The 19,242-nt window shown below is 62.6% G+C and carries 21 protein-coding genes and 1 tRNA gene; 14 read left to right on the forward strand and 8 right to left on the reverse strand.

Translation table 11 applies throughout. The features are described from left to right. Positions 1 to 5: 5 nt before the first annotated feature. The 3 genes from ACQY4G_RS11585 (at position 6) to ACQY4G_RS11595 (ending at position 3,642) form a co-directional block, all read left to right on the forward strand. The gene (locus ACQY4G_RS11585; protein ID WP_421991069.1) at positions 6 to 419 is read left to right on the forward strand and encodes a hypothetical protein; all 414 of its coding nucleotides are present in this window, start codon (positions 6 to 8) and stop codon (positions 417 to 419) included. A gap of 23 nt (positions 420 to 442) precedes the next feature. Next, positions 443 to 1,453: a biotin synthase BioB gene (bioB, locus tag ACQY4G_RS11590; RefSeq protein WP_421991071.1), complete on the forward strand. Its 1,011-nt coding sequence runs from the start codon at positions 443 to 445 to the stop codon at positions 1,451 to 1,453. Between the two features lie 122 nt (positions 1,454 to 1,575). Beyond that, positions 1,576 to 3,642 (forward strand): biotin carboxylase N-terminal domain-containing protein, encoded by a 2,067-nt coding sequence (locus tag ACQY4G_RS11595; protein WP_421991073.1) that lies wholly within the window; start codon positions 1,576 to 1,578, stop codon positions 3,640 to 3,642. Positions 3,643 to 3,660: 18 nt separating this feature from the next. On the opposite strand, the gene ACQY4G_RS11600 is transcribed toward ACQY4G_RS11595, so the two are convergent. From ACQY4G_RS11600 to ACQY4G_RS11610, 3 genes are read right to left on the reverse strand one after another with little or no spacing between them, the layout of a single operon-like run. Further along, the gene (locus tag ACQY4G_RS11600; protein WP_421991075.1) at positions 3,661 to 4,431 is read right to left on the reverse strand and encodes a cyclase family protein; all 771 of its coding nucleotides are present in this window, start codon (positions 4,429 to 4,431) and stop codon (positions 3,661 to 3,663) included. A 10-nt stretch (positions 4,432 to 4,441) separates the two neighbouring features. Next, positions 4,442 to 5,551 (reverse strand): 3-dehydroquinate synthase, encoded by a 1,110-nt coding sequence (aroB, locus tag ACQY4G_RS11605; RefSeq protein WP_421991077.1) that lies wholly within the window; start codon positions 5,549 to 5,551, stop codon positions 4,442 to 4,444. Further along, complete coding sequence (locus ACQY4G_RS11610; RefSeq protein ID WP_421991079.1) at positions 5,542 to 6,108, reverse strand: shikimate kinase; 567 nt, start codon at positions 6,106 to 6,108, stop codon at positions 5,542 to 5,544. Before ACQY4G_RS11610 ends, aroB begins: the two co-directional genes overlap by 10 nt. Before the next feature lie 75 nt (positions 6,109 to 6,183). Between ACQY4G_RS11610 and ACQY4G_RS11615 the strand changes: the two genes are divergently transcribed. From ACQY4G_RS11615 to ACQY4G_RS11635, 5 genes are all read left to right on the forward strand, one after another. Next, positions 6,184 to 6,318 carry a hypothetical protein gene (locus ACQY4G_RS11615; RefSeq protein ID WP_255356003.1) on the forward strand — a complete coding sequence of 45 codons (135 nt, stop codon included), beginning with the start codon at positions 6,184 to 6,186 and terminating at the stop codon, positions 6,316 to 6,318. 215 nt (positions 6,319 to 6,533) lie between these two features. Continuing rightward, on the forward strand, positions 6,534 to 8,171 hold the full coding sequence (locus ACQY4G_RS11620) for a hypothetical protein (RefSeq protein WP_421991081.1): 1,638 nt from the start codon (positions 6,534 to 6,536) through the stop codon (positions 8,169 to 8,171). Positions 8,172 to 8,211: 40 nt separating this feature from the next. Further along, positions 8,212 to 9,063: a tyrosine recombinase gene (locus ACQY4G_RS11625; RefSeq protein WP_421993640.1), complete on the forward strand. Its 852-nt coding sequence runs from the start codon at positions 8,212 to 8,214 to the stop codon at positions 9,061 to 9,063. A gap of 9 nt (positions 9,064 to 9,072) precedes the next feature. After that, positions 9,073 to 10,017, forward strand: a complete 945-nt coding sequence (locus ACQY4G_RS11630; RefSeq protein WP_421991083.1) for an acetyl-CoA carboxylase carboxyltransferase subunit alpha — start codon at positions 9,073 to 9,075, stop codon at positions 10,015 to 10,017. A 126-nt stretch (positions 10,018 to 10,143) separates the two neighbouring features. Then, positions 10,144 to 11,622, forward strand: a complete 1,479-nt coding sequence (locus ACQY4G_RS11635; RefSeq protein ID WP_421991085.1) for a M48 family metalloprotease — start codon at positions 10,144 to 10,146, stop codon at positions 11,620 to 11,622. Between the two features lie 85 nt (positions 11,623 to 11,707). On the opposite strand, the gene ACQY4G_RS11640 is transcribed toward ACQY4G_RS11635, so the two are convergent. Continuing rightward, entirely contained in the window at positions 11,708 to 11,872 is a 165-nt protein-coding gene (locus ACQY4G_RS11640; protein ID WP_067688334.1) for a Flp family type IVb pilin, read from the reverse strand. Between the two features lie 123 nt (positions 11,873 to 11,995). Beyond that, entirely contained in the window at positions 11,996 to 12,175 is a 180-nt protein-coding gene (locus tag ACQY4G_RS11645) for a Flp family type IVb pilin (protein WP_291181893.1), read from the reverse strand. A gap of 158 nt (positions 12,176 to 12,333) precedes the next feature. Between ACQY4G_RS11645 and ACQY4G_RS11650 the strand changes: the two genes are divergently transcribed. Beyond that, positions 12,334 to 12,681, forward strand: coding sequence for an NUDIX domain-containing protein (locus ACQY4G_RS11650; protein WP_421991087.1), 348 nt, complete (start codon positions 12,334 to 12,336; stop codon positions 12,679 to 12,681). A 50-nt stretch (positions 12,682 to 12,731) separates the two neighbouring features. Further along, positions 12,732 to 12,808: transfer RNA gene (locus ACQY4G_RS11655), tRNA-Arg, on the forward strand. 49 nt (positions 12,809 to 12,857) lie between these two features. Here ACQY4G_RS11655 and ACQY4G_RS11660 read toward each other — a convergent pair. Further along, on the reverse strand, positions 12,858 to 13,253 hold the full coding sequence (locus ACQY4G_RS11660) for a metallopeptidase family protein (RefSeq protein ID WP_421991089.1): 396 nt from the start codon (positions 13,251 to 13,253) through the stop codon (positions 12,858 to 12,860). Between the two features lie 91 nt (positions 13,254 to 13,344). Between ACQY4G_RS11660 and ACQY4G_RS11665 the strand changes: the two genes are divergently transcribed. From ACQY4G_RS11665 to folE, 3 genes are read left to right on the forward strand one after another with little or no spacing between them, the layout of a single operon-like run. Beyond that, positions 13,345 to 13,836, forward strand: a complete 492-nt coding sequence (locus tag ACQY4G_RS11665; protein WP_421991091.1) for a hemerythrin domain-containing protein — start codon at positions 13,345 to 13,347, stop codon at positions 13,834 to 13,836. An 18-nt stretch (positions 13,837 to 13,854) separates the two neighbouring features. After that, complete coding sequence (locus ACQY4G_RS11670; RefSeq protein WP_421991093.1) at positions 13,855 to 15,396, forward strand: phospholipase D-like domain-containing protein; 1,542 nt, start codon at positions 13,855 to 13,857, stop codon at positions 15,394 to 15,396. Then, positions 15,393 to 16,004, forward strand: a complete 612-nt coding sequence (folE, locus tag ACQY4G_RS11675; RefSeq protein WP_421991095.1) for a GTP cyclohydrolase I FolE — start codon at positions 15,393 to 15,395, stop codon at positions 16,002 to 16,004. The genes ACQY4G_RS11670 and folE overlap by 4 nt, the downstream gene beginning before the upstream one ends. 6 nt (positions 16,005 to 16,010) lie before the next feature. On the opposite strand, the gene ACQY4G_RS11680 is transcribed toward folE, so the two are convergent. Next, entirely contained in the window at positions 16,011 to 16,346 is a 336-nt protein-coding gene (locus ACQY4G_RS11680) for a LuxR C-terminal-related transcriptional regulator (protein WP_421991097.1), read from the reverse strand. A 582-nt stretch (positions 16,347 to 16,928) separates the two neighbouring features. Beyond that, positions 16,929 to 17,408, reverse strand: a complete 480-nt coding sequence (locus ACQY4G_RS11685) for a peroxiredoxin (protein ID WP_421991099.1) — start codon at positions 17,406 to 17,408, stop codon at positions 16,929 to 16,931. A 355-nt stretch (positions 17,409 to 17,763) separates the two neighbouring features. Here ACQY4G_RS11685 and ahcY point away from each other — a divergent pair, with 355 nt between their 5' ends. Then, the gene (ahcY, locus tag ACQY4G_RS11690; RefSeq protein WP_421991101.1) at positions 17,764 to 19,170 is read left to right on the forward strand and encodes an adenosylhomocysteinase; all 1,407 of its coding nucleotides are present in this window, start codon (positions 17,764 to 17,766) and stop codon (positions 19,168 to 19,170) included. Positions 19,171 to 19,242 lie beyond the last annotated feature (72 nt).

Here is a 19,242-nt window from a genome sequence, read left to right on the forward strand (position 1 = left end):
GTCAGATGAACGAAATGGCACTGACGCTTGGGAAGGCAGGAATTCTGCTATTCACGCTGGGGCTGCTCATCGGCTTCGTGCTGGCCAAGATACGCAATGCACGGTTGGGGCTTTCCGCGCATCTGACCGCCGTTCAGACAGGTGCTATGCTGGTGGCTTTGGCATTGTTCTGGGAATATCTTGACATTTCCGAGGCGTGGTCCGGCCTTCTCGTTTATGCCGTCATCGGCTCATCCTATGTTCTCACTATGGGTATCCCGCTTTCCGGCATTTTCGGGGCGAGCGAGGCTCTCCCCATCGCGGGCGCGGGCCACACCGCGTCGAAATCGCGCGAAACACTGGTAACAATTCTCGTGTATTCCAGTTCGGTGGTGATGGCCTTGGCATACATCGCTATCTGCTGGTTTGCTTTCTTCTGACGATTGTAGAACCGGATCAAATCATGACCCAAATCCGCACCGACTGGACCCGCGAGCAGATCGCGGACCTGTTCGATCTCCCTTTCACCGAGCTGCTGTTCCGCGCAGCCTCGGTCCACCGCGAGCACCATCCGCCCGAGCAGATCCAGCTCTGCACGCTGCTGTCGATCAAGACTGGCGGGTGTCCCGAGGATTGTGGCTATTGCTCGCAATCGGTGAAGGCCGATAGCGGGGTCGAGGCGACCAAGCTGATGGAGGTGCAATCGGTCCTCCAGCGCGCGGCGCAGGCCAAGGATGCAGGTTCGCAGCGCTTCTGCATGGGCGCCGCATGGCGCAATCCCAAGGACCGCGACATGCCCGCGATCGTCGAGATCGTGAAGGGCGTGCGCGACATGGGTCTGGAGACCTGCATGACGCTGGGCATGTTGACGCCCAAACAGGCGGATATGCTCAAGGAAGCGGGGCTCGATTACTACAACCACAATGTCGATACCGGGCCGGAATATTACGAGCGCGTGATTTCGACCCGCAATTACCAGGACCGGCTCGATACGCTGCAGAACGTGCGCGATGCGGGGATCAACGTGTGCAGCGGCGGGATCGTGGGCATGGGCGAGACGCGCGAGGATAGGGTAGGCTTCGTCCACACGCTCGCCACGCTGGAGCGACATCCCGAAAGCGTGCCGGTCAACGCGCTGGTCCCGGTCAAAGGCACTGTGCTGGGCGATATGCTGGCCGACACGCCGCTCGCCAAGATCGACGATATCGAGTTCGTCCGCACGGTCGCGGTGGCGCGTATCACTATGCCGATGAGCATGGTGCGCCTCTCCGCCGGGCGCGAAAGCATGTCGGAAGCAACGCAGGCGCTGTGCTTCATGGCGGGCGCGAATTCGATATTTACCGGCGACAAGCTGCTGACCGCGCCTAATGCGGGCGACGACAGCGACGCCGCGCTTTTCGCGAAGCTGGGCCTGACCGCGCTGGCGCAGGAAGAGCCGATGCGGGCTTGCAAGGTTACGGAACCGGCCGAGTGACCTCGCACGATTCCCGTCATGCCGAACTTGTTTCAGCATCCATTTTTCAGATAGTACCGTCGATCGCAGAGGCTCGATGGACCCTGAAACAAGTTCAGGGTGACGATGATCTTGGGGGCTAGATGTTCACGAAAATACTGATCGCCAACCGGGGCGAAATCGCCTGCCGGGTCATCAAGACGGCCAAGCGCATGGGTATCGCGACTGTCGCGGTCTATTCCGATGCCGACGCCCGCGCGCCCTTCGTGCGCATGGCCGACGAGGCGGTGCATATCGGCCCCGCGCCCGCAGCCGAAAGCTATCTCGTCGCGGACAAAATCATTGCCGCAGCCAAGCAGACCGGCGCCGAGGCAGTGCATCCTGGCTATGGCTTTCTTTCCGAGCGCGCGAGCTTCGTCGAGGCGCTGGACGAGGCGGGGATCGCCTTCATCGGCCCGCCGGCCAAGGCTATCGCCGCGATGGGCGACAAGATCGAATCGAAGCGCATCGCCAAGGATGCCGGGGTCAACACCGTCCCGGGTTCCGAAGATGCGATCGACACCACCGAGGAAGCGCTCGAGGTCTCCAACGAGATCGGCTATCCGGTGATGATGAAGGCCAGCGCGGGCGGCGGCGGCAAGGGCATGCGCCTCGCCTGGAACGACAAGGACGTCGAGGAAGGCTTCGAGGCGACCAAGCGCGAGGGGCTCAACTCTTTCGGCGACGACCGGGTCTTCATCGAGAAATTCATCGAAGACCCGCGTCATATCGAGATCCAGATCCTCGGCGACACGCACGGCAACGTGATCTATCTGAACGAGCGCGAATGCTCGATCCAGCGCCGCCACCAGAAGGTGGTCGAGGAAGCCCCGTCGCCTTTTGTCACGCCCAAGATGCGCAAGGCCATGGGCGAGCAGTGCGTCGCGCTGTCCAAGGCGGTCGGCTATCACAGCGCGGGTACGGTCGAACTGATCGTCTCGGGCGCGGACAAGACCGGCGAGAGTTTCTATTTTCTCGAAATGAACACCCGCCTGCAGGTGGAGCACCCGGTGACGGAGGCGATCACCGGCGTCGATCTCGTCGAGCAGATGATTCGTGTGGCGGCAGGTGAGAAACTTAAGATCACTCAGGACGACGTGAAGATCGACGGTTGGGCGATCGAGAACCGCGTCTATGCCGAAGATCCCTATCGCGGCTTCCTGCCCTCGACCGGTCGCCTCGTGCGCTACCAGCCGCCGGTCGAGCCCTGGGCCGACGATGGCGAAGAAAACGGTCGCCGCGGTGTCGACGGCGTGCGTGTGGATGACGGCGTATTCGAAGGCGGCGAAGTGTCGATGTTCTACGACCCGATGATCGCCAAGCTGGTGACCTGGGGCGAAACCCGTGATGAGGCCGCCGATCTTCAGATCGCGGCGCTCGACGCCTTCCGCATCGAGGGGCTGGGGCACAATGTCGATTTCCTCAGCGCCATTATGCAGCACGAGCGGTTCCGCTCGGGCGAGCTGACCACCGGCTTCATTGCCGAGGAGTATCCCGAGGGCTTCGAAGGCGCGCCTGCGTCGGAGCAGCTGACCAAGGTGCTTGCCGCGGTCGGCGGTGTGATCGCCACTGCCGACGCTGATCGCGCGCGGCGGATCGAAGGGCAGCTCTCCGACGATCTCTACGCGCCTGGCGACTGGACCGTGCGAATCGGCGAGCGCGAGGAGGGCTCGACCACGCATGAAGTCCGGCTCGAAGAAAATGCTCTGACCGTCGATGGCGAGCAGGTCACCATCGAGATGCAGTACACGCCGGGCGAGCCGATGATCGACGTCGCACTGTTCGAGAACGGCGCCGAAGAGGATGCTGCGCCCGTCGAGAGCTACACCTTCCAGCTCGAACCCACGCGCACCGGCTATGCCGTCACTACGCGCGGGGCGACGCACAGCTTGCGCATTCTCCAAACGCGTATCGCGCACCTCGCCTCGCACATGATCGAGAAAGAGCCGCCCGATCTTTCCAAGATGCTGATCTGCCCGATGCCGGGTCTGCTGGTGAAGCTGCATGTCGGAGAGGGCGAGGAAGTCCAGCCGGGCCAGCCGCTCGCCACGGTAGAGGCGATGAAGATGGAAAACATTCTGCGCGCCGAAAAGCAGGCAACTGTGTCCAAGATCAACGCCGCTGAGGGCGAGAGCCTGGCGGTCGACGCGGTGATTCTGGAACTGGAGTAATCGCCGCCGCGCGGGCCATCACCCTTCCACTATCGCCACTGCACGAATCCAGCCCGCACTTGCGCGTTTGATCTTCACTGGGAAACAGCTGAAGGTGAAGTCGTGGTCGGGTAGGCTTTCGAGATTGGTCAGCTTTTCGATCTGGTAATAGGGGCGGATGCGACCGGCCTTGTGCCCTTCCCAGATGATCGAAGGGTCCTTCGTCTCAGCCCAGCGCTTGGCCGTGTGGCTGAAGGGCGCGTCCCAGCTCCAGGCATCGGTGCCGACGACCTCGACGCCACGCTCGGTCAGCCACAGCGTTGCTTCTGCGCCCAGGCCGACACCCTGATCGGTGAAATTCTCGGTCCCGTAGACCGCGCCTGATTGCACCAGCACGATGTCGAGCGGCTGGAGATCATAACCGATCATGTCGAAGGCCTTTTCGACTTCCGCCGCGCTTACCACATGCCCGTGCGGTAGATGGCTGAAATCGAGCTTGACACCAGGGCGGAAAAAGCGGTCGAGCGGGGCCTCGTCGATACTGGGCGCGGGCCGGGCGCCGCTATCGGTAGTCGAATGGTAGTGCCACGGCGCGTCCATGTGCGTGCCGTTATGCGTCGACAGCTCGAGCATCTCCACCGCCCAGCCTTCGCCGTCGGGCAGATCTTCCTTTTCCAACCCGGGAAAGAACATGGCAATCTGCTGCCAGGTGCTTTCGTGGGTCATGTAGGTGACTTTTGGCCGCATCACTTCCGGATCGGAGACCACCTCTTTGGTGATCGGTATCGAAAGATCGATAAAACGCGTCATCTGCGCGAGACTAGTGCGCCTGCAGCTGCTCGTCGAGGAAGGCGGCAACATCGGACAGATCGACTTCGCGATCGAGATAGGCCGAGCCGATTCCCCGCAGCAGGACGAAGGGCAGTGTGCCCGCGTCCATCTTCTTGTCGTGGAGCATATGCGCAGTAAGCGTTCGCCCGTCGCAATCGAGTGCCAGAGCGGAAATCTCCGCGGGCAAGCCGGCAAGATCGATCGCCTTGGTGATGCGTTCCGCCTGCGCTTCCGGTATTCGTCCGAGTCGCGCGGAATAGCGGGCGGCCAGCACCATGCCGAGCGCGACGGCTTCGCCGTGGAGCAATCTGTCGGAAAAGCCAGTCTCGACTTCCAATGCGTGGCCGAAAGTATGCCCGAGGTTGAGCAGCGCGCGGGTACCGCTGGTTTCGCGCTCGTCCTCTGCCACGATCCGCGCCTTTGCCGCGACGCTGGTCGCCACTGCCTGTTCCAAGGCCTCCTTGTCGAGCGCGAGTATCGAATGGCCGCGCTCCTCGAGCCAGGCGAAGAAGTCGCTATCGCCGAGTATGCCGTATTTGAGCACCTCGGCATATCCTGCGCGCAATTCGCGCTGCGGAAGCGTGGACAGCGTGTCGAGGTCGGCCAGGACCAGCGAAGGCTGGTGGAAGGCGCCAATGAGGTTTTTGCCCGCCGCGGTGTTGATAGCGGTCTTGCCGCCGACCGAACTGTCGACCTGTGCCAGCAGCGTGGTGGGTAGCTGGACGAAGCCGCAGCCGCGCTTGAGGATCGCGCAGGCGAAGCCGGTGAGGTCGCCGACCACCCCGCCGCCGAGCGCGAGCACATGGTCGCCGCGCTCCACGCCCTGGGCGAGCAACCAGTCGGTCAGCTGCGCCAAGCTTTCCCAGCTTTTCGAGCCTTCGCCGGGAGCCACATCGTACCAGCGCGGTTCGATACCGGCCGATTGCAACGAGCGGGCGAGAGCCTCACCCCAATTGTCCCGGGCATTGACGTCGGCCACGATGCAGACGTGATCCTTGCGCAGGTAGTCCTTCGCTTCTCCGGCGAGATTGGCCAGCAGACCGGAACCGGCGCGCACTTCGTAGCTGCGGCCGGCCAATGCGACGGGAATTACAGCCATGTGTCGATCGCCTCCAGAATGCGCTGCGCGGTCTGGGCATGCGGGCCATTGTCGGTGACCACGTGGATTTGCGCCTCGGCATAGGCAGCGCCTCGCTTGTCCTTCAGTTCCGTCAGGATTTCGCGCGGGTTTCCCTGTTGCAGAAGCGGACGGTTGTCGCGGCGCGCAGTCCGCTCCACCAGCGTATCGATGTCGCAATCGAGCCAGACCGCGATCGCGCGCTCGACAATCAGGGCTCTCGTCTCCGGATCGACGAAGGCACCGCCGCCGGTGGCGATGACTCCATGCGCCTCGTCCATCAACCGGGCGATCACCCGGCGTTCGCCATCGCGGAAATAGGCCTCGCCATGGGCATCGAAAATCTCGCTTACCGTGCGGTCGGCAGCACGCTCGATCTCGTCGTCGACATCGACGAAGTCGGTTTGCAGCATGGCCGCAAGCCTCCGGCCGACGGTCGATTTTCCGACGCCCATCAGGCCGACCAGTACCACCGGACGGTCGATCCGCTCCGCGATTTTCCCGATCTGGGCCGGGGTGAGGCCGATTGCATGGGTCATTGCCGCCGTGCCTAGAACTGGGCTAGGGAGCGGGCAAGGTATCAGCACTTGAAGCGGGACGCGAAAAACTTGGCGATGAGCGGAAAACGGATCGGAGCTATTCTGACTTTGCTCTTCGTGGTGCTGATCGTTGCGGCGCTGATCCATGGTGGTGAAGAGCCGCTGCACCCGATCGAACAGGCAGTCGAAATGCCGGAGAACGTGCGATGAAATCGGCCTGGCTGGTCGGCGGCGCGGCCCTCGCGCTCACTTCGGCGGTGGTGTTTGCGCAGGACGCTCCGGTCGACCTGCTGCCTCCGGGATTCGACGACCCGGCACCCGCTCCGACTCCGACGCCACGAGCCACACGGGCGCCTGCTGCGACGCCGACACAAGCTGCTCAACCGAATGCACCGCAACCAACGGCTACGCAATCAGGCGAGATAGTGCAACCACTCCCCACGCAGCCATCCGTGCCGAGCGCCGACCTCGATTTGTCCGATTTGCCGACGCTCGAAGAGCTCGAGGCGATGTCGACCGATGAACTCGACGAGCTGCTCGGCCTGAAACCCAAATACGACATTCCTCCCGCCGCGCGGCGATCGACCGAGCGGGTCGGGGTTCTCGGGGACGGGGAGGGCGGATTGCCTTCGGCCTCGCTGGCGCTCCAGCCCGCAGATCTGGTCCGGGCAGTGCTGGCGGGGACCACGCGACCGATGGTTTCGCGCTGGGGACACATCCTGCTGCGCCGCGCGCTCGCGAGCAGGCTGGCGGCGCCGCAAGGAATGGACCCGGTCGAATTCGCGACCCTGCGCGCCGATGTGCTCAATGCCATGGGTGAGCACGTCGTGGCGCGTGCGTTGGTGCAAGACGTCGATACGGCGAATTATTCGCCCGCGCTCGCGAATGCGGCGATTGCGGCTTACATCGGCACATCGGATATCGTCGGCGCTTGTCCGGCGGTCCGCCTGGTCGACGCGGAGCGCGATGACACCGAATGGCAGATGCTGGCGGGAATCTGCAACGCCTTCGCAGGCGAGGAGACCCGCGCGCAGAACGATTTGCGTCGCCTGCTCAACCGCACCGAGGATGATCGCATCGATGTCCTTCTGGCGCAGCGATTTGCCGGTTCGGCCGGACGCGGTCGCCGGGCAGTCACCATCGAATGGGACGGCACGGGGGCGATCACCCCGTGGCGGTTCGCGCTAGCCAATTCGCTCGGAGAGCCGATTCCCGACGACCTGCTCGACGAGGCGGGAGCGGAGGTGCTGCGCAACGCGGCGATCACGCCCGCCTTGGCACCCGTCCAGCGCGCCGCTGCCGCGGATATCGCGGGGGCGGGCGGGGTATTGTCGGCCGCGGCGATGGTCGATCTTTACAGCCAGATCTTTGCCGAACAGGGGGCGGAGGGCGATCCGGCATTGACGGCATCGCGCTTGCGCGAGGCCTATGTGGGCTCTGATCCGGCGCAGCGTCTCGCGGCAATTCGCGATATCTGGTCGGGGGGCGGGGACTTTTCCTATGGCCGCCAAGTACTCACCGCCTACGCCGCTGCGCGCATGCCGGTCAGTGGCGATTTTGCCGACGATGCGGGCGGGCTGATCGCTTCCATGCTGACTGCCGGACTCGACCGCGATGCGCTGCGTTGGGCGGGCGAGGTCGATGCCGGCAGCCTAGCGTGGGGTCTTCTCGCACTGGCCGATCCCGATGGCACGGAAACGATCACCGATGGCGAGCTCGACGCATTCGTCGACGACGACGGTTCTGCTGGGCAACACAAGTCACGCATGTTGCTCGCCGGGCTGGCAGGCCTGGGGCGCGTCGAGAGCGCGGAAATCGCGGAATACAGCGACCGGCTGGGCATCACCCTGTCTGCGCAGACTCGCTGGACGCGGATGATCGAGCGCGCGGCGGAGGCCGGTAATCCGACGCTGGTCGCCATGTTGGCAGGGCTCGGAATGCAGGGATCAGACTGGGAACAGATGACCGCACGTCACCTCTACCACATCGTATCGGCCCTGCGCAGCGTGGGGCTCGAAGCCGAAGCTCGAATGATCGCCGCGGAGGCGGTCGCACGCGCCTGACGTGAGCACCCCGGGGTCATCGATCGCCGATTTCCTCGCCATGCTCGCCGCCGAGCGAGGAGCTGCGCGCAATACCATTCTCGCCTACGGACGAGATCTGGAGCAGGCTCAGGAGATGATCGGAGGCCAGCTCGACGTGGCCAGTCCCGCGCAACTGGCCAGGCTCGGCCAAGGGTGGTCCTCGCTTGCGCCATCGACGCTGGCGCGCAAGATCTCGGCGCTCCGGCAGTATTTCGGCTTTCTTGTCGACGAGGGTCTGCGCGAGGATGACCCGACCCATGCGCTGCCGCGGCCGGCGACGCGGCGCCCCCTGCCCAAAATCCTCTCGCACGCCGAAGTGGAGATGTTGTTCGCCACGGTCGAGGACGAGGCCAGCGGCGATTCCCCGGCTGCCGTGCGGCTACTGACGTTGCTGGAAATGCTCTATGGCTCGGGCCTCCGCGCGACCGAGCTCGTCTCGCTCCCGGTCTCGGCAGTGCCGCGCGACGTCCCTTTCCTGACCGTGACCGGCAAGGGGGGGCAGGCGCGAATGGTGCCGGTTAGCCAGCGGGCGGGCAAGGCTCTCCAGCGCTGGTTGGCCCTGAGGCCGGGGGATTCCCCGTGGCTGTTCCCGTCGCGCACCGGCCATATTTCGCGCGTGCGGCTGTTCCAGCTGCTCAAGGGCCTGGCTGTCCGTGCCGATCTGCCGCCGGAAAAGATCAGTCCGCATGTGTTGCGCCATGCCTTCGCCACTCACTTGCTCGAAGGCGGAGCGGACCTTCGCGCGCTACAGACACTGCTCGGCCATGCCGATATCTCGACCACGCAAATCTACACCCATGTCGATGCGGAGCGGTTGGTAAGGCTGGTCAACGAACGGCATCCGCTTGCGCGCGGGCGGAGTTCGGACTAGCGCGAGCGCATGATTTCCTATCTCGAATTCGAGAAGCCGGTTGCCGAGCTCGAACAGCGCATCGCCGAGCTGCGCAATGCGGCCGAAGGCGACGACGTCGATATCTCGAACGAACTCCGGCGGCTCGAACTAAAGAGCGCCAATCTCCTCGCGAGCACGTACGAATCGCTCACGCCGTGGCAGAAAACGCAGGTTGCCAGGCATCCCTCGCGACCGCATTTCCGCGACTATGTCCAACAGGCGTTCGAGGAATTCGTGCCGCTCGGCGGTGATCGCTGCTATGGTGACGATGAGGCGATCCTGGGCGGTTTCGCCAAGCTGGAAGGGCGCAAGGTCGTGCTGATCGGGCACGAAAAGGGCAACGATACCGCGAGCCGAATCCGCCACAATTTCGGGATGGGCAAGCCCGAGGGCTATCGCAAGGCGATCCGCCTGATGGAACTGGCCGGGCGCTTCGGCCTGCCGGTGGTGACGCTGGTGGATACGTCGGGAGCCTTCCCGGGAGTCGAAGCCGAAGAACGTGGGCAGGCGGAAGCCATCGCGCGCTCGACCGAGGCCTGCCTCGCGCTTCCGGTACCCATGGTCGCCGCGATCGTGGGTGAGGGTGGTTCGGGCGGCGCTGTCGCGCTGGCGAGCGCCGAACGCGTGCTGATGATGGAACATGCGGTCTACTCGGTGATTTCGCCCGAAGGCTGCGCTTCGATCCTGTGGCGCACGGCCGAGAAGGCACCCGATGCCGCGGAGGCCATGAAAGTTACGGCACAAGACCTAGAAAAGCTTGGCGTGATCGACCGGATCGTGGCCGAACCCGTCGGTGGCGCGCATCGCGATCCGCGCCTTGCGGCGAGCACGCTCGGTACGGCCATTGCGGAGGAACTCGACAAGCTTTCCCGCTTTGCGCCGCACGAACTCAAGCGCCTGCGCGAAGAGCGCTTTCTGGCAATGGCAGGGTAACGCCCTTCGCACGGCAGCCGGGAACAAACCCGTACCTGCTCAGGTTCTCCCTAGCGTAAATGAACACAGCCGTGCGGGTCGCATGACGCCGGCTCGCGCGCGCCGGATCTTTCGGGGAGAACCCTTATGTCGCGCACCAAGCTTGCCGCCGCCGCATCCGTTTCCGCACTCTCGCTGGCCCTCTCGGGCTGTATGGGCGGAGGCGACATTCCCAGCGCTTCTGCGCCGATCACGCAGAGCGAGGCGCAGATGGGCGCCGAAGCGCATCCACAATTGCTCTCCGAATTCGGCGGCGCGATGACTGGTAGTCACGCGCAATATGTCGAGCAAGTCGGCAAGAACATCGCGGTCCAGTCCGGCCTTGGCAATGCCCGCGAATCCTTCACAGTGTCGCTGCTCAACAGTCCGGTGAACAACGCTTTCGCGATACCCGGAGGGTATGTTTACACCACGCGCCAGCTGGTCGCCTTGATGAACAACGAGGCGGAACTGGCCGGCGTGCTTGGTCACGAGGTCGGCCATGTCGCCGCACGCCATTCGCAGCGCAGACAGGCCGCCGCCCAACGCAATACCTTGCTGGGCGCTGCGGGGGCCATCCTGTCGGGAATCCTCCTCGGCAATAGTGGTCTCGGCCAGCAGCTCGGCCAGGCGGCACTGCAGGGCTCGCAGCTGCTCACGCTGAAATTCTCGCGCAGCCAGGAACTGGAGGCCGACGAGCTCGGCATTCGCTACCTCAACAGCGCGGGCTACGATCCGCGCGCGATGGCCACGGTGCTGCAGAGCCTTGCCTTGCAGAACGCGCTCGATGCACGGGTGCAAGGCCGCGACAATGCGCGCATTCCCGAATGGGCTTCCACCCATCCCGATCCAGCCAGCCGCGTGCAAACCGCTCTCGCGACAGCACGGGCTACGGGCGTTACCGGCGGGATAACCAATCGCGACACCTTCCTGACGCGCATCGACGGCCTCACCTATGGCGACGATCCGTCGCAGGGCGTCGTCGAAGGCCGCAATTTCATCCATCCGGATCTGCGCTTGGCCTTCACCGTACCGCAGGGCTTCTACATGATGAACGGCACGCGCGCGGTCACTATCAACGGGCAAAGCGGACAGGCGCAGTTCACGCTCGGCCCCTACAACAACAATCTCGATAGCTATGTGGCCAGTGTTTTCGCGGGCGTCAGCAACCAGCAGCAGATCCGTCCGCAGACGATTCAGAGGACGACGGTCAACGGGCTGCCAGCTGCCTATGGCACCGCGCGGGTCAATTCGAACAATGGCCAGGTCGACGTGACCGTTTTCGCCTATGAATTTTCCAACGACCGGGCCTATCACTTCCTCGCGATCACCCCGGCGGGACGGGCCTCGATCTTCAATCAGATGTTCGCATCGATGCGGCGGATCGATGCCCGGGCCGCGGCGAATGTGATTCCGCGGGTGATCGATGTCGTCACGGTTCGCAGCGGCGATACGGTCAATTCGCTGGCGCGCCGGATGGCCTATAGCGACAACCAGGTCGAGCGATTCCGCGTACTCAACGGCCTTACTTCGAATGAAGGCGTCCGAGCTGGCCAGAAAGTGAAGATCGTGGTCAGGGGAAGTTGAGGCCTCGCGCAGCCGTATCGCGCAAAAGAAAAGGGCGGCGGGATCGACCCGCCGCCCTTTCTATTTAATCTGGATTAGAGGCTTATCAGCCGCTCATCGTGGTGGTGACCTTGTTGAAGGTCGTGCTCAGCTCGTTGCCGAGGCTCTGCATCGCGGTGATCGCAGCAACGGCGATCAGCGCGGCGATGAGGCCGTATTCGATGGCGGTTGCGCCTTCTTCGTCACGGCGCAGCTTGCGGAAGAATTTCATGTCTCGTCTCCTGGTTCAGTCTTCGTACCCGGCTCGCTCCGAAACAATGGTGCGAGCAACTTCACATTTTGCATGGGATAGGTTGAGAAAGTCCTAACCGCTCCCTGCCACCCCTTGGTCCCCTCAGCTGCCGGAACTCCCGACCACAGCCGTTGCGACATCCGACCACATGTCCGTGGTCACCGTGGCGAACGTCTGAATTGCACCCACCATGGCGAGAAAAACCAGAGCGAGGATCAACCCGTACTCGACAGCCGTGGCGCCGCGTGTGTCATGTCCCAGTTTGCGCAGGAATTTGACCATCTGTCGTTGCCCCAATCGTCACTTGTCTAAGCGGACAATGGGGGATTACGGCAAACCGGGTTAAAGAAGTGTTGAGAGCGAAGAGAGTTTTGGAAAATTTTCCGACATGGACCTGCGTAGTCGCGGCGGCGCTATTCGATGAAAAGGGCCGTTGGCTGATGCATCGGCGCCCATCGCACAAGCATCATGGCGGGCTATGGGAGTTCCCCGGCGGCAAGGTCGAAAGCGGAGAAAACCCGAGGAATGCGCTGGTTCGCGAGATCCAGGAGGAATTGGGAATCGCCCTCGAAATCGATACGCTAACCCCCGTGGCCTTCGCCGAGGAATCCCCGGACGAAAGTCCTCGGCCGATTGTCATAATGCTTTACAAGTCATTGTGGAGCGGGCCCATGCCCCAGGCGCTGGAGGGCGGCGAAGTGGCGTGGCTCACGCCCGAAGAAGTCACGCAACTCGCCAAACCTCCGCTCGATGTCGAACTCGCGTCACGCATGCTCGAAAAAGCGTGATTTAGGGATTGCCAAGCTGTGGGCACCTGCCTATGTGGCGCCCTCCAAGCGCGCCCGTAGCTCAGCTGGATAGAGCACCAGACTACGAATCTGGGGGCCGGAGGTTCGAATCCTTCCGGGCGCGCCACTTTCAAAAGCCCGCCCCTTACCCGGGGGGCGGGCTTTTTGCTTTGCGGCTAATCGGCCTCGTCCTCGAGCCAGTGCATATCGTCATCGCTGAAACCGAAGTGGTGTCCCGCCTCGTGGACCACGACATGGCGCACGAGATGATCCATGCGCACGCCCGTTTCGCGCCATTCGGCGATCAGCGGCCGGCGAAACAACCAGATGCGCGGCGGCATGCGCCCGCTTTCCCATATCGACTGGTCGGGCAGTGGTGCGCCTTCGTAGAGGCCCGACAAATGCCAGGGATCGTCCAGCTCGACCGATGCCAGCTGTTCGGATGTGGCGAAATCCTCGACCTGAAGCACGACATCACCCATCTGCTCGCGGAATTGGGCGGGCAGGGCGGCAAAGGCGGCATCCGCCATCATCTGCATCTGTGCCTTCGTCGGTGCCTGCCGGTCGTGCATCGTATCGCGGATATGGGTTCGGGCCGCGTATCGCACAAGATCGGAACCGTGGCGCGCGTGGCCTGTTCATTTGGCGAAGGAGATAGATTCGATGACCGAAGCCACCGAGATTTTCCAGCGCCTCAAGAAGGATCACGACAAGCACCGCGAACTGCTCGACAAGTTGCTCGAGACAAGTGGCGACAGCGCCGAGCGCAAAACGCTGTTCGAAGAACTTACCAAGGAGCTGAAATCGCACGCGGCAGCCGAAGAGCAGGCGCTCTACTCGACGATGCTTCGAAAGCCGCCGACTACGGACGAGACGCGCCATTCGGTTGCCGAGCATCACGAGATTGACGAGGCGCTCAACGACCTTGCCGCCACCGACATGTCCGAAGGCGGCTGGCTGATGAAATTCAAGAGCTTCGAACACCGCTATCGCCATCATATCGACGAGGAAGAGGAAGACCACTTCCCCGATTTCGAGAAGCATCTCGATGATGAGGATAGGCAGCATATGGAGCGTGTGTTCGAACGTCGCAAGGAAGAGGAAAAGGCCGAGGCCGAATTGACGCCCGAGAAAAAGGAAGACGCGAAGGAATAGCCTTGGCAGGGGAGGGCCGTGAGCAAAAACGGTAACACCGATCCCAGCCGTGTCTCGCATCTGGACCCTTCGGTGGAACCGGGTGTGTGGCGCTATGCAAAAGCGACCCGCGCAAGTGTAGTCGTCGATGCGGCCGATTATTTTGCGCTGATGCAGGAAGCGATGCTGAATTCGCGGCGTCGCATCCTGCTTATCGGCTGGGATTTCGACACGCGAATCCATCTGGAGCGCGGCCGCCGGTGGTGGCAGCGGCCATGGAAACGCGGTTACCCTTCGCGGCTTGGCAGTTTCATCGCCTGGCTCGCGCGGCATCGGACACAGCTCGACATCCGCATTCTCAAATGGAGCGTCGGCGCACTATCCACCATCGGGCGTGCATCGATGTGGTGGGACCTCACGCGGTGGTTCCGCCATCGCCGGATACACTTCAAGTTCGATACCGCGCATCCGGTTGGCTGTACCCACCACCAGAAGATCGCCGTGCTCGACAACCAAGTGGCCGTTTGCGGCGGGATCGATATTACCGACCAGCGGTGGGATACCAGCGAACACAAGGAAGACGACCCGAGACGCACGACTCCGCGCGGGGAACCCTATCGTCCGTGGCATGATGCGACGATGATGATGGAGGGCGAGGTTTCGCTGGCGCTGGCGGAACTGGGCGAGGACCGCTGGACCCGGGCCGGCGGTGAGCAGCTTCCCAAAGTCGAGGACAGGCCGGGCAGTCCTTGGCCAAGCGCGCTCGAAGCCCAGTTCGAGAATGTCGAGATCGGCATCGCCCGGACCCGTGCGGCCTATCGCGATTGGGACCGCGTCAACGAGATCGAACAGCTTTACCTTCAGCAGATCGCCAGAGCCAAGCGGTTCATCTATGCCGAAAGCCAGTATTTCGCCTCGCGCAGTGTGGGCGAGGCGATCATCGACCGGCTGCAGGACGATGACCCTCCCGAAATCGTGATCGTCCATCCCTGCCACGCCGATGGCTGGCTGGAGCAGCAGGCGATGGACCATGCGCGCGCCGAACTGGTCCGGGCAATAGAGGAAGCGGATGCGAAGAAGCGATTTTCGATCTGGTCGCCCTTCAGTGGAGAAACGGCGATTTACGTTCATGCGAAGATCATGATCGTCGACGACGAAATCCTGCGGATCGGTTCGGCCAACCTCAACAATCGCTCGATGGGGCTCGACAGCGAATGCGACGTGTTCATCGATTCCACGCGCGATGGCAACGGCCATGCCGCCGAGGCAATTGCCAGCCTGCGTCGAAAGCTGCTGGGTGAACACTGCGGGCTGAACGAGCGCGAAGTCGGGCAATTGCTGTCACGCTACGGATCGATGGCCGGCCTGATCGACCATTCTCGCGGCGATGGCACGCGTACCCTGCACCGGTACCATCCGCCGGACCTCAATGGTGCGCAACGGACACTGGCCGAAAGCGCGCTTCTCGATCCCGAGGATCCGGACGATATGTTTGAGCCGTTTGCAAAGGGCGGGCTTTTCCGCAAGGGGAGCAGACTCGCACGCTTTCGCGAGAAATTCAGAAGGATCAGGGAAACGTGAGCAGCCTAGTTGGACCCGACGAGGATGATCCGCGCGGGAAACCGCCAGTCCCCGAAAACGTCCAGGATGCCATCCGTACGCTGCTCGAATGGGCCGGCGATGATCCCTCGCGGGAGGGACTGCTCGATACGCCCGCGCGCGTGGCCCGTGCGTGGAAGGAATACTGCGTCGGATATGCGGAAGATCCGGCATATCATCTCAGCCGCGTGTTCGAGGAAGTGGGCGGTTACAACGAAATTGTGCTGCTCAAGGACATTCCCTTCCAGTCGCATTGCGAGCACCATATGGCGCCGATCATCGGCAAGGCGGCGATCGCCTATCTGCCGAACGATCGCGTTGTCGGTATCTCCAAGCTTGCAAGAGTCCTCCATGGCTTTGCGCGTCGCCTTCAGGTGCAGGAACGCCTGACTGCGGAGGTCGCCGACTGCATCTGGGACAATCTGCAACCCCAGGGTGTCGCAGTCGTCATTGAAGCCGCGCATAGTTGCATGACTGCCCGCGGTGTGAAGACGCCGGGTGTGAACATGGTCACCAGCCGCATGATGGGCGCCTTCCTCGAAGATAACCGAAGTCGCGAGGAAGTGCTCAAGCTGATGGGTTACGGATGATCTCTGTCAGTTCCCGCGATGGGATCTGAGGGGCCTAGGTTTCGGCTGTGGCCTGCAAGCGGCCAATGACGACCAGTCGAACGCGACAGCGGTAGCGAAAGTGAACGACGAATCGGGTTCGTCGAGTTTCTGGTTGATCAGGATGCGGTAGATTTCGACGGTGCGCACGCTGATGTTGAGCCGCAAGGCGACCTCGCGACTGGTGTAGCCGCCGATCAGCAATCGAAGCACCTGCTTTTCCCTTTTGGACAACCTCTCCGCCAGACGCTGTGTCTTCGGATCCGGTCGCGACCAATCGCGCGAGGCCGTGTCGAAACCGACGCCGAGAATTTCGCGGGTCATTTGCAGATCCTTTCGCGTTGCTTTGGCCGGTTCCATCCCCCGACAAAACGTGTCGAAAGGTCGTCTCTACGTATCGGAGCTTCGGCAAGACTTTGGCCCACGGAAAGATCGACCCAGCTTCGCCATCCCGGCGAAGAAATGCTTCTGGATGGAGCGGCAGGGGATGATGGCTGGAGATCGCTGCTCACGGCGTTGGCTGCTTCGTCTGGCGCCGCAGCGGCTCCACACATACGCGGGACCTTTCGATCGTTGGCCTCGGTCGTTGCATTACCTGCTCTGCAAATACAGTCCCGGTCGATCAAGTCGGGACTGTTTCTCGACCTCCCCCAGGAAATCGCGAGGTCGCTACTTTTGAGGCAAAATCCCTCGATGTCTTGTAAAAATCCGTCGAATCAAGGCGGTGCGGGCTCGACCGGCTCATTTTGACCTCAGCCTGCGCGCTCGCGCACGCCGAATTCTTGGACTGTGCGCGGTGTAATCAAGGCCCCATCGGCCCGCGGATTGCGGCCGCCAAATAGCAACGCCCCGCCCGGCACGAAGCCGGGCGGGGCGATTATTATATCGCGATGTGGCAGTGGGTGCTTACATCTGCCCGAGCATGTGTTCGGCGCTCGAAACCGAGAAATCGCCTGGTGCTTCGACATTGAGCTGCGTGACCACTCCGTCCTCGACGACCATCGAATAGCGCTGACCGCGTTTGCCCATGCCGAATCCCGAACCATCCATGGTCAGGCCCACGGCTTCCGCGAAATCGGCGTTGCCGTCGGCCAGCATGGTGATGTCGTCCGAACCGGCTGCGTTTTTCCATGCGTCCATGACGAAGGCATCGTTGACCGCCGTCGCCACGATCTCGTCCACGCCCTTGGCTTTCAGTTCATCGGCCTTTTCGACATAGCCGGGCAGGTGGCGCGCCGAACAGGTCGGGGTGAAGGCGCCGGGCACCGAGAAAAGCGCCACTTTCTTGCCCTTGAAATACTCGGCCGAGCTGACCTGCTCGGGCCCGTTCTCGGTTGCCTTGACCAGCGTAACATCGGGCAGTTTTTCGCCCACCGAAATCGTCATTTTCGAAACTCCGTCTGTCCCGTCCGCTACGTGAAGTAGGCTTGCGCGGAAGGGTACGCAAGCTCTGCGGCACGGTTGAAAGGGGCCTTCGCCGCCGGGCGGTGCCCAGGTCAGGTGTACCCCTTCGCATCTCGCGGTATCGCTCGATCCTATTCCCCCTAGTGATTGCGGCGGTCGGATTGCTCGCCTCTGCGCCGCGTCAATAGGAATGCTTCGTGGTGCATTGAACCTCCAGCCAAAATTGCCGCCGACAGGGGCTGTTGCCCTTGCTTCGCTGACGGGCTAGGGGCGGCGCCAATGCGTCGGCCGCCGCGTTTCCTGTGCGGTCACCATCCCGAAAGACGAGGATATTTTCGTGACCGATTTTACCGATTACGTCATCAAGGACATTGCGCTCGCCGAATATGGCCGCGCCGAAATCGCCATTGCCGAAACCGAAATGCCGGGCCTGATGGCGCTGCGCGAGGAATATGCGGAGAAGCCGCTCAAGGGTGCGCGGATTACCGGTTCGCTGCACATGACGATCCAGACGGCCGTTCTGATCGAAACGCTGGTCGCGCTCGGCGCCGAAGTGCGCTGGGCGACCTGCAACATCTTCTCGACGCAGGACCATGCAGCCGCCGCCATCGCTGCGCAGGACATTCCCGTCTTCGCCGTAAAGGGTGAAAGCCTGGCCGATTATTGGGACTATGTCGGCAAGATCTTCGACTGGTCGACCGATGACGATGCAGACCGCACCGCCAACATCATTCTCGACGATGGCGGCGATGCTACCATGTTCGCGCTGTGGGGCGCACGCGTCGAAGCGGGCGAAGAACTGCCCGAGCCGCAGAACGCCGAGGAAATCGAATTCCAGCGGGCGCTGAAAGCCTTCATCAAAGCCAAGCCCGGCTATCTGACCAAGTCGGTCAAGAACATCGTGGGTGTCTCGGAAGAGACGACCACCGGTGTCCACCGTCTCTACCACCTTGCCAAGCAGGGCAAGCTGCCGTTCCCCGCGATCAATGTGAACGACAGCGTGACCAAGTCTAAGTTCGACAACCTCTACGGTTGCCGCGAATCGCTGGTCGATGCGATCCGCCGCGCGACCGACGTCATGCTGTCGGGCAAGGTCGCCTGCGTCGCCGGCTTCGGCGATGTGGGCAAAGGTTCTGCCCAGTCGCTCCGCAACGGCGGCGCGCGTGTGCTCGTGACTGAGATCGACCCGATCTGCGCACTGCAGGCGGCGATGGACGGGTTCGAGGTCGTCACCATGGAAGAAGCGGTGAAGGTCGCCGACATCTTCTGCACCGCCACCGGCAACGAACACGTCATCACCGCCGAACACATGAAGGCGATGAAGGACAAGGCGATCGTCTGCAACATCGGCCACTTCGACAGCGAGATCCAGATCTCGGCACTCGACAATTACGAGTGGAACGAGCTGAAGCCGGGCACCGACCTGGTGAAGTTCCCCGACGGCAAGGAAATCATCGTTCTGGGTCAGGGGCGCCTGGTGAACCTCGCCTGCGCGACCGGCCACCCGAGCTTCGTGATGAGCTTCAGCTTCACCAACCAGACGCTGGCGCAGATCGAGCTGTGGACCAAGGGCGACGAATATGAGAACGACGTCTACGTCCTGCCCAAGCACCTCGACGAGAAGGTCGCGGCACTGCATCTCGACAAACTCGGCGTGAAGCTGACCCAGCTCAGTCAGAAGCAGGCCGATTACATCGGTGTGCCGGTAGAGGGGCCGTTCAAGCCCGAGCATTACCGCTACTGATCGTCGCAACCTGCGGAGATACCGTTGCATGAACGCGCGCGGGGGCATTGCACTCCCGCGCGCGTCGGCATA

The sequence above is a fragment of the Qipengyuania sp. genome (assembly GCF_965277845.1).
In the GTDB taxonomy this organism is placed as follows: Bacteria; Pseudomonadota; Alphaproteobacteria; order Sphingomonadales; family Sphingomonadaceae; genus Qipengyuania.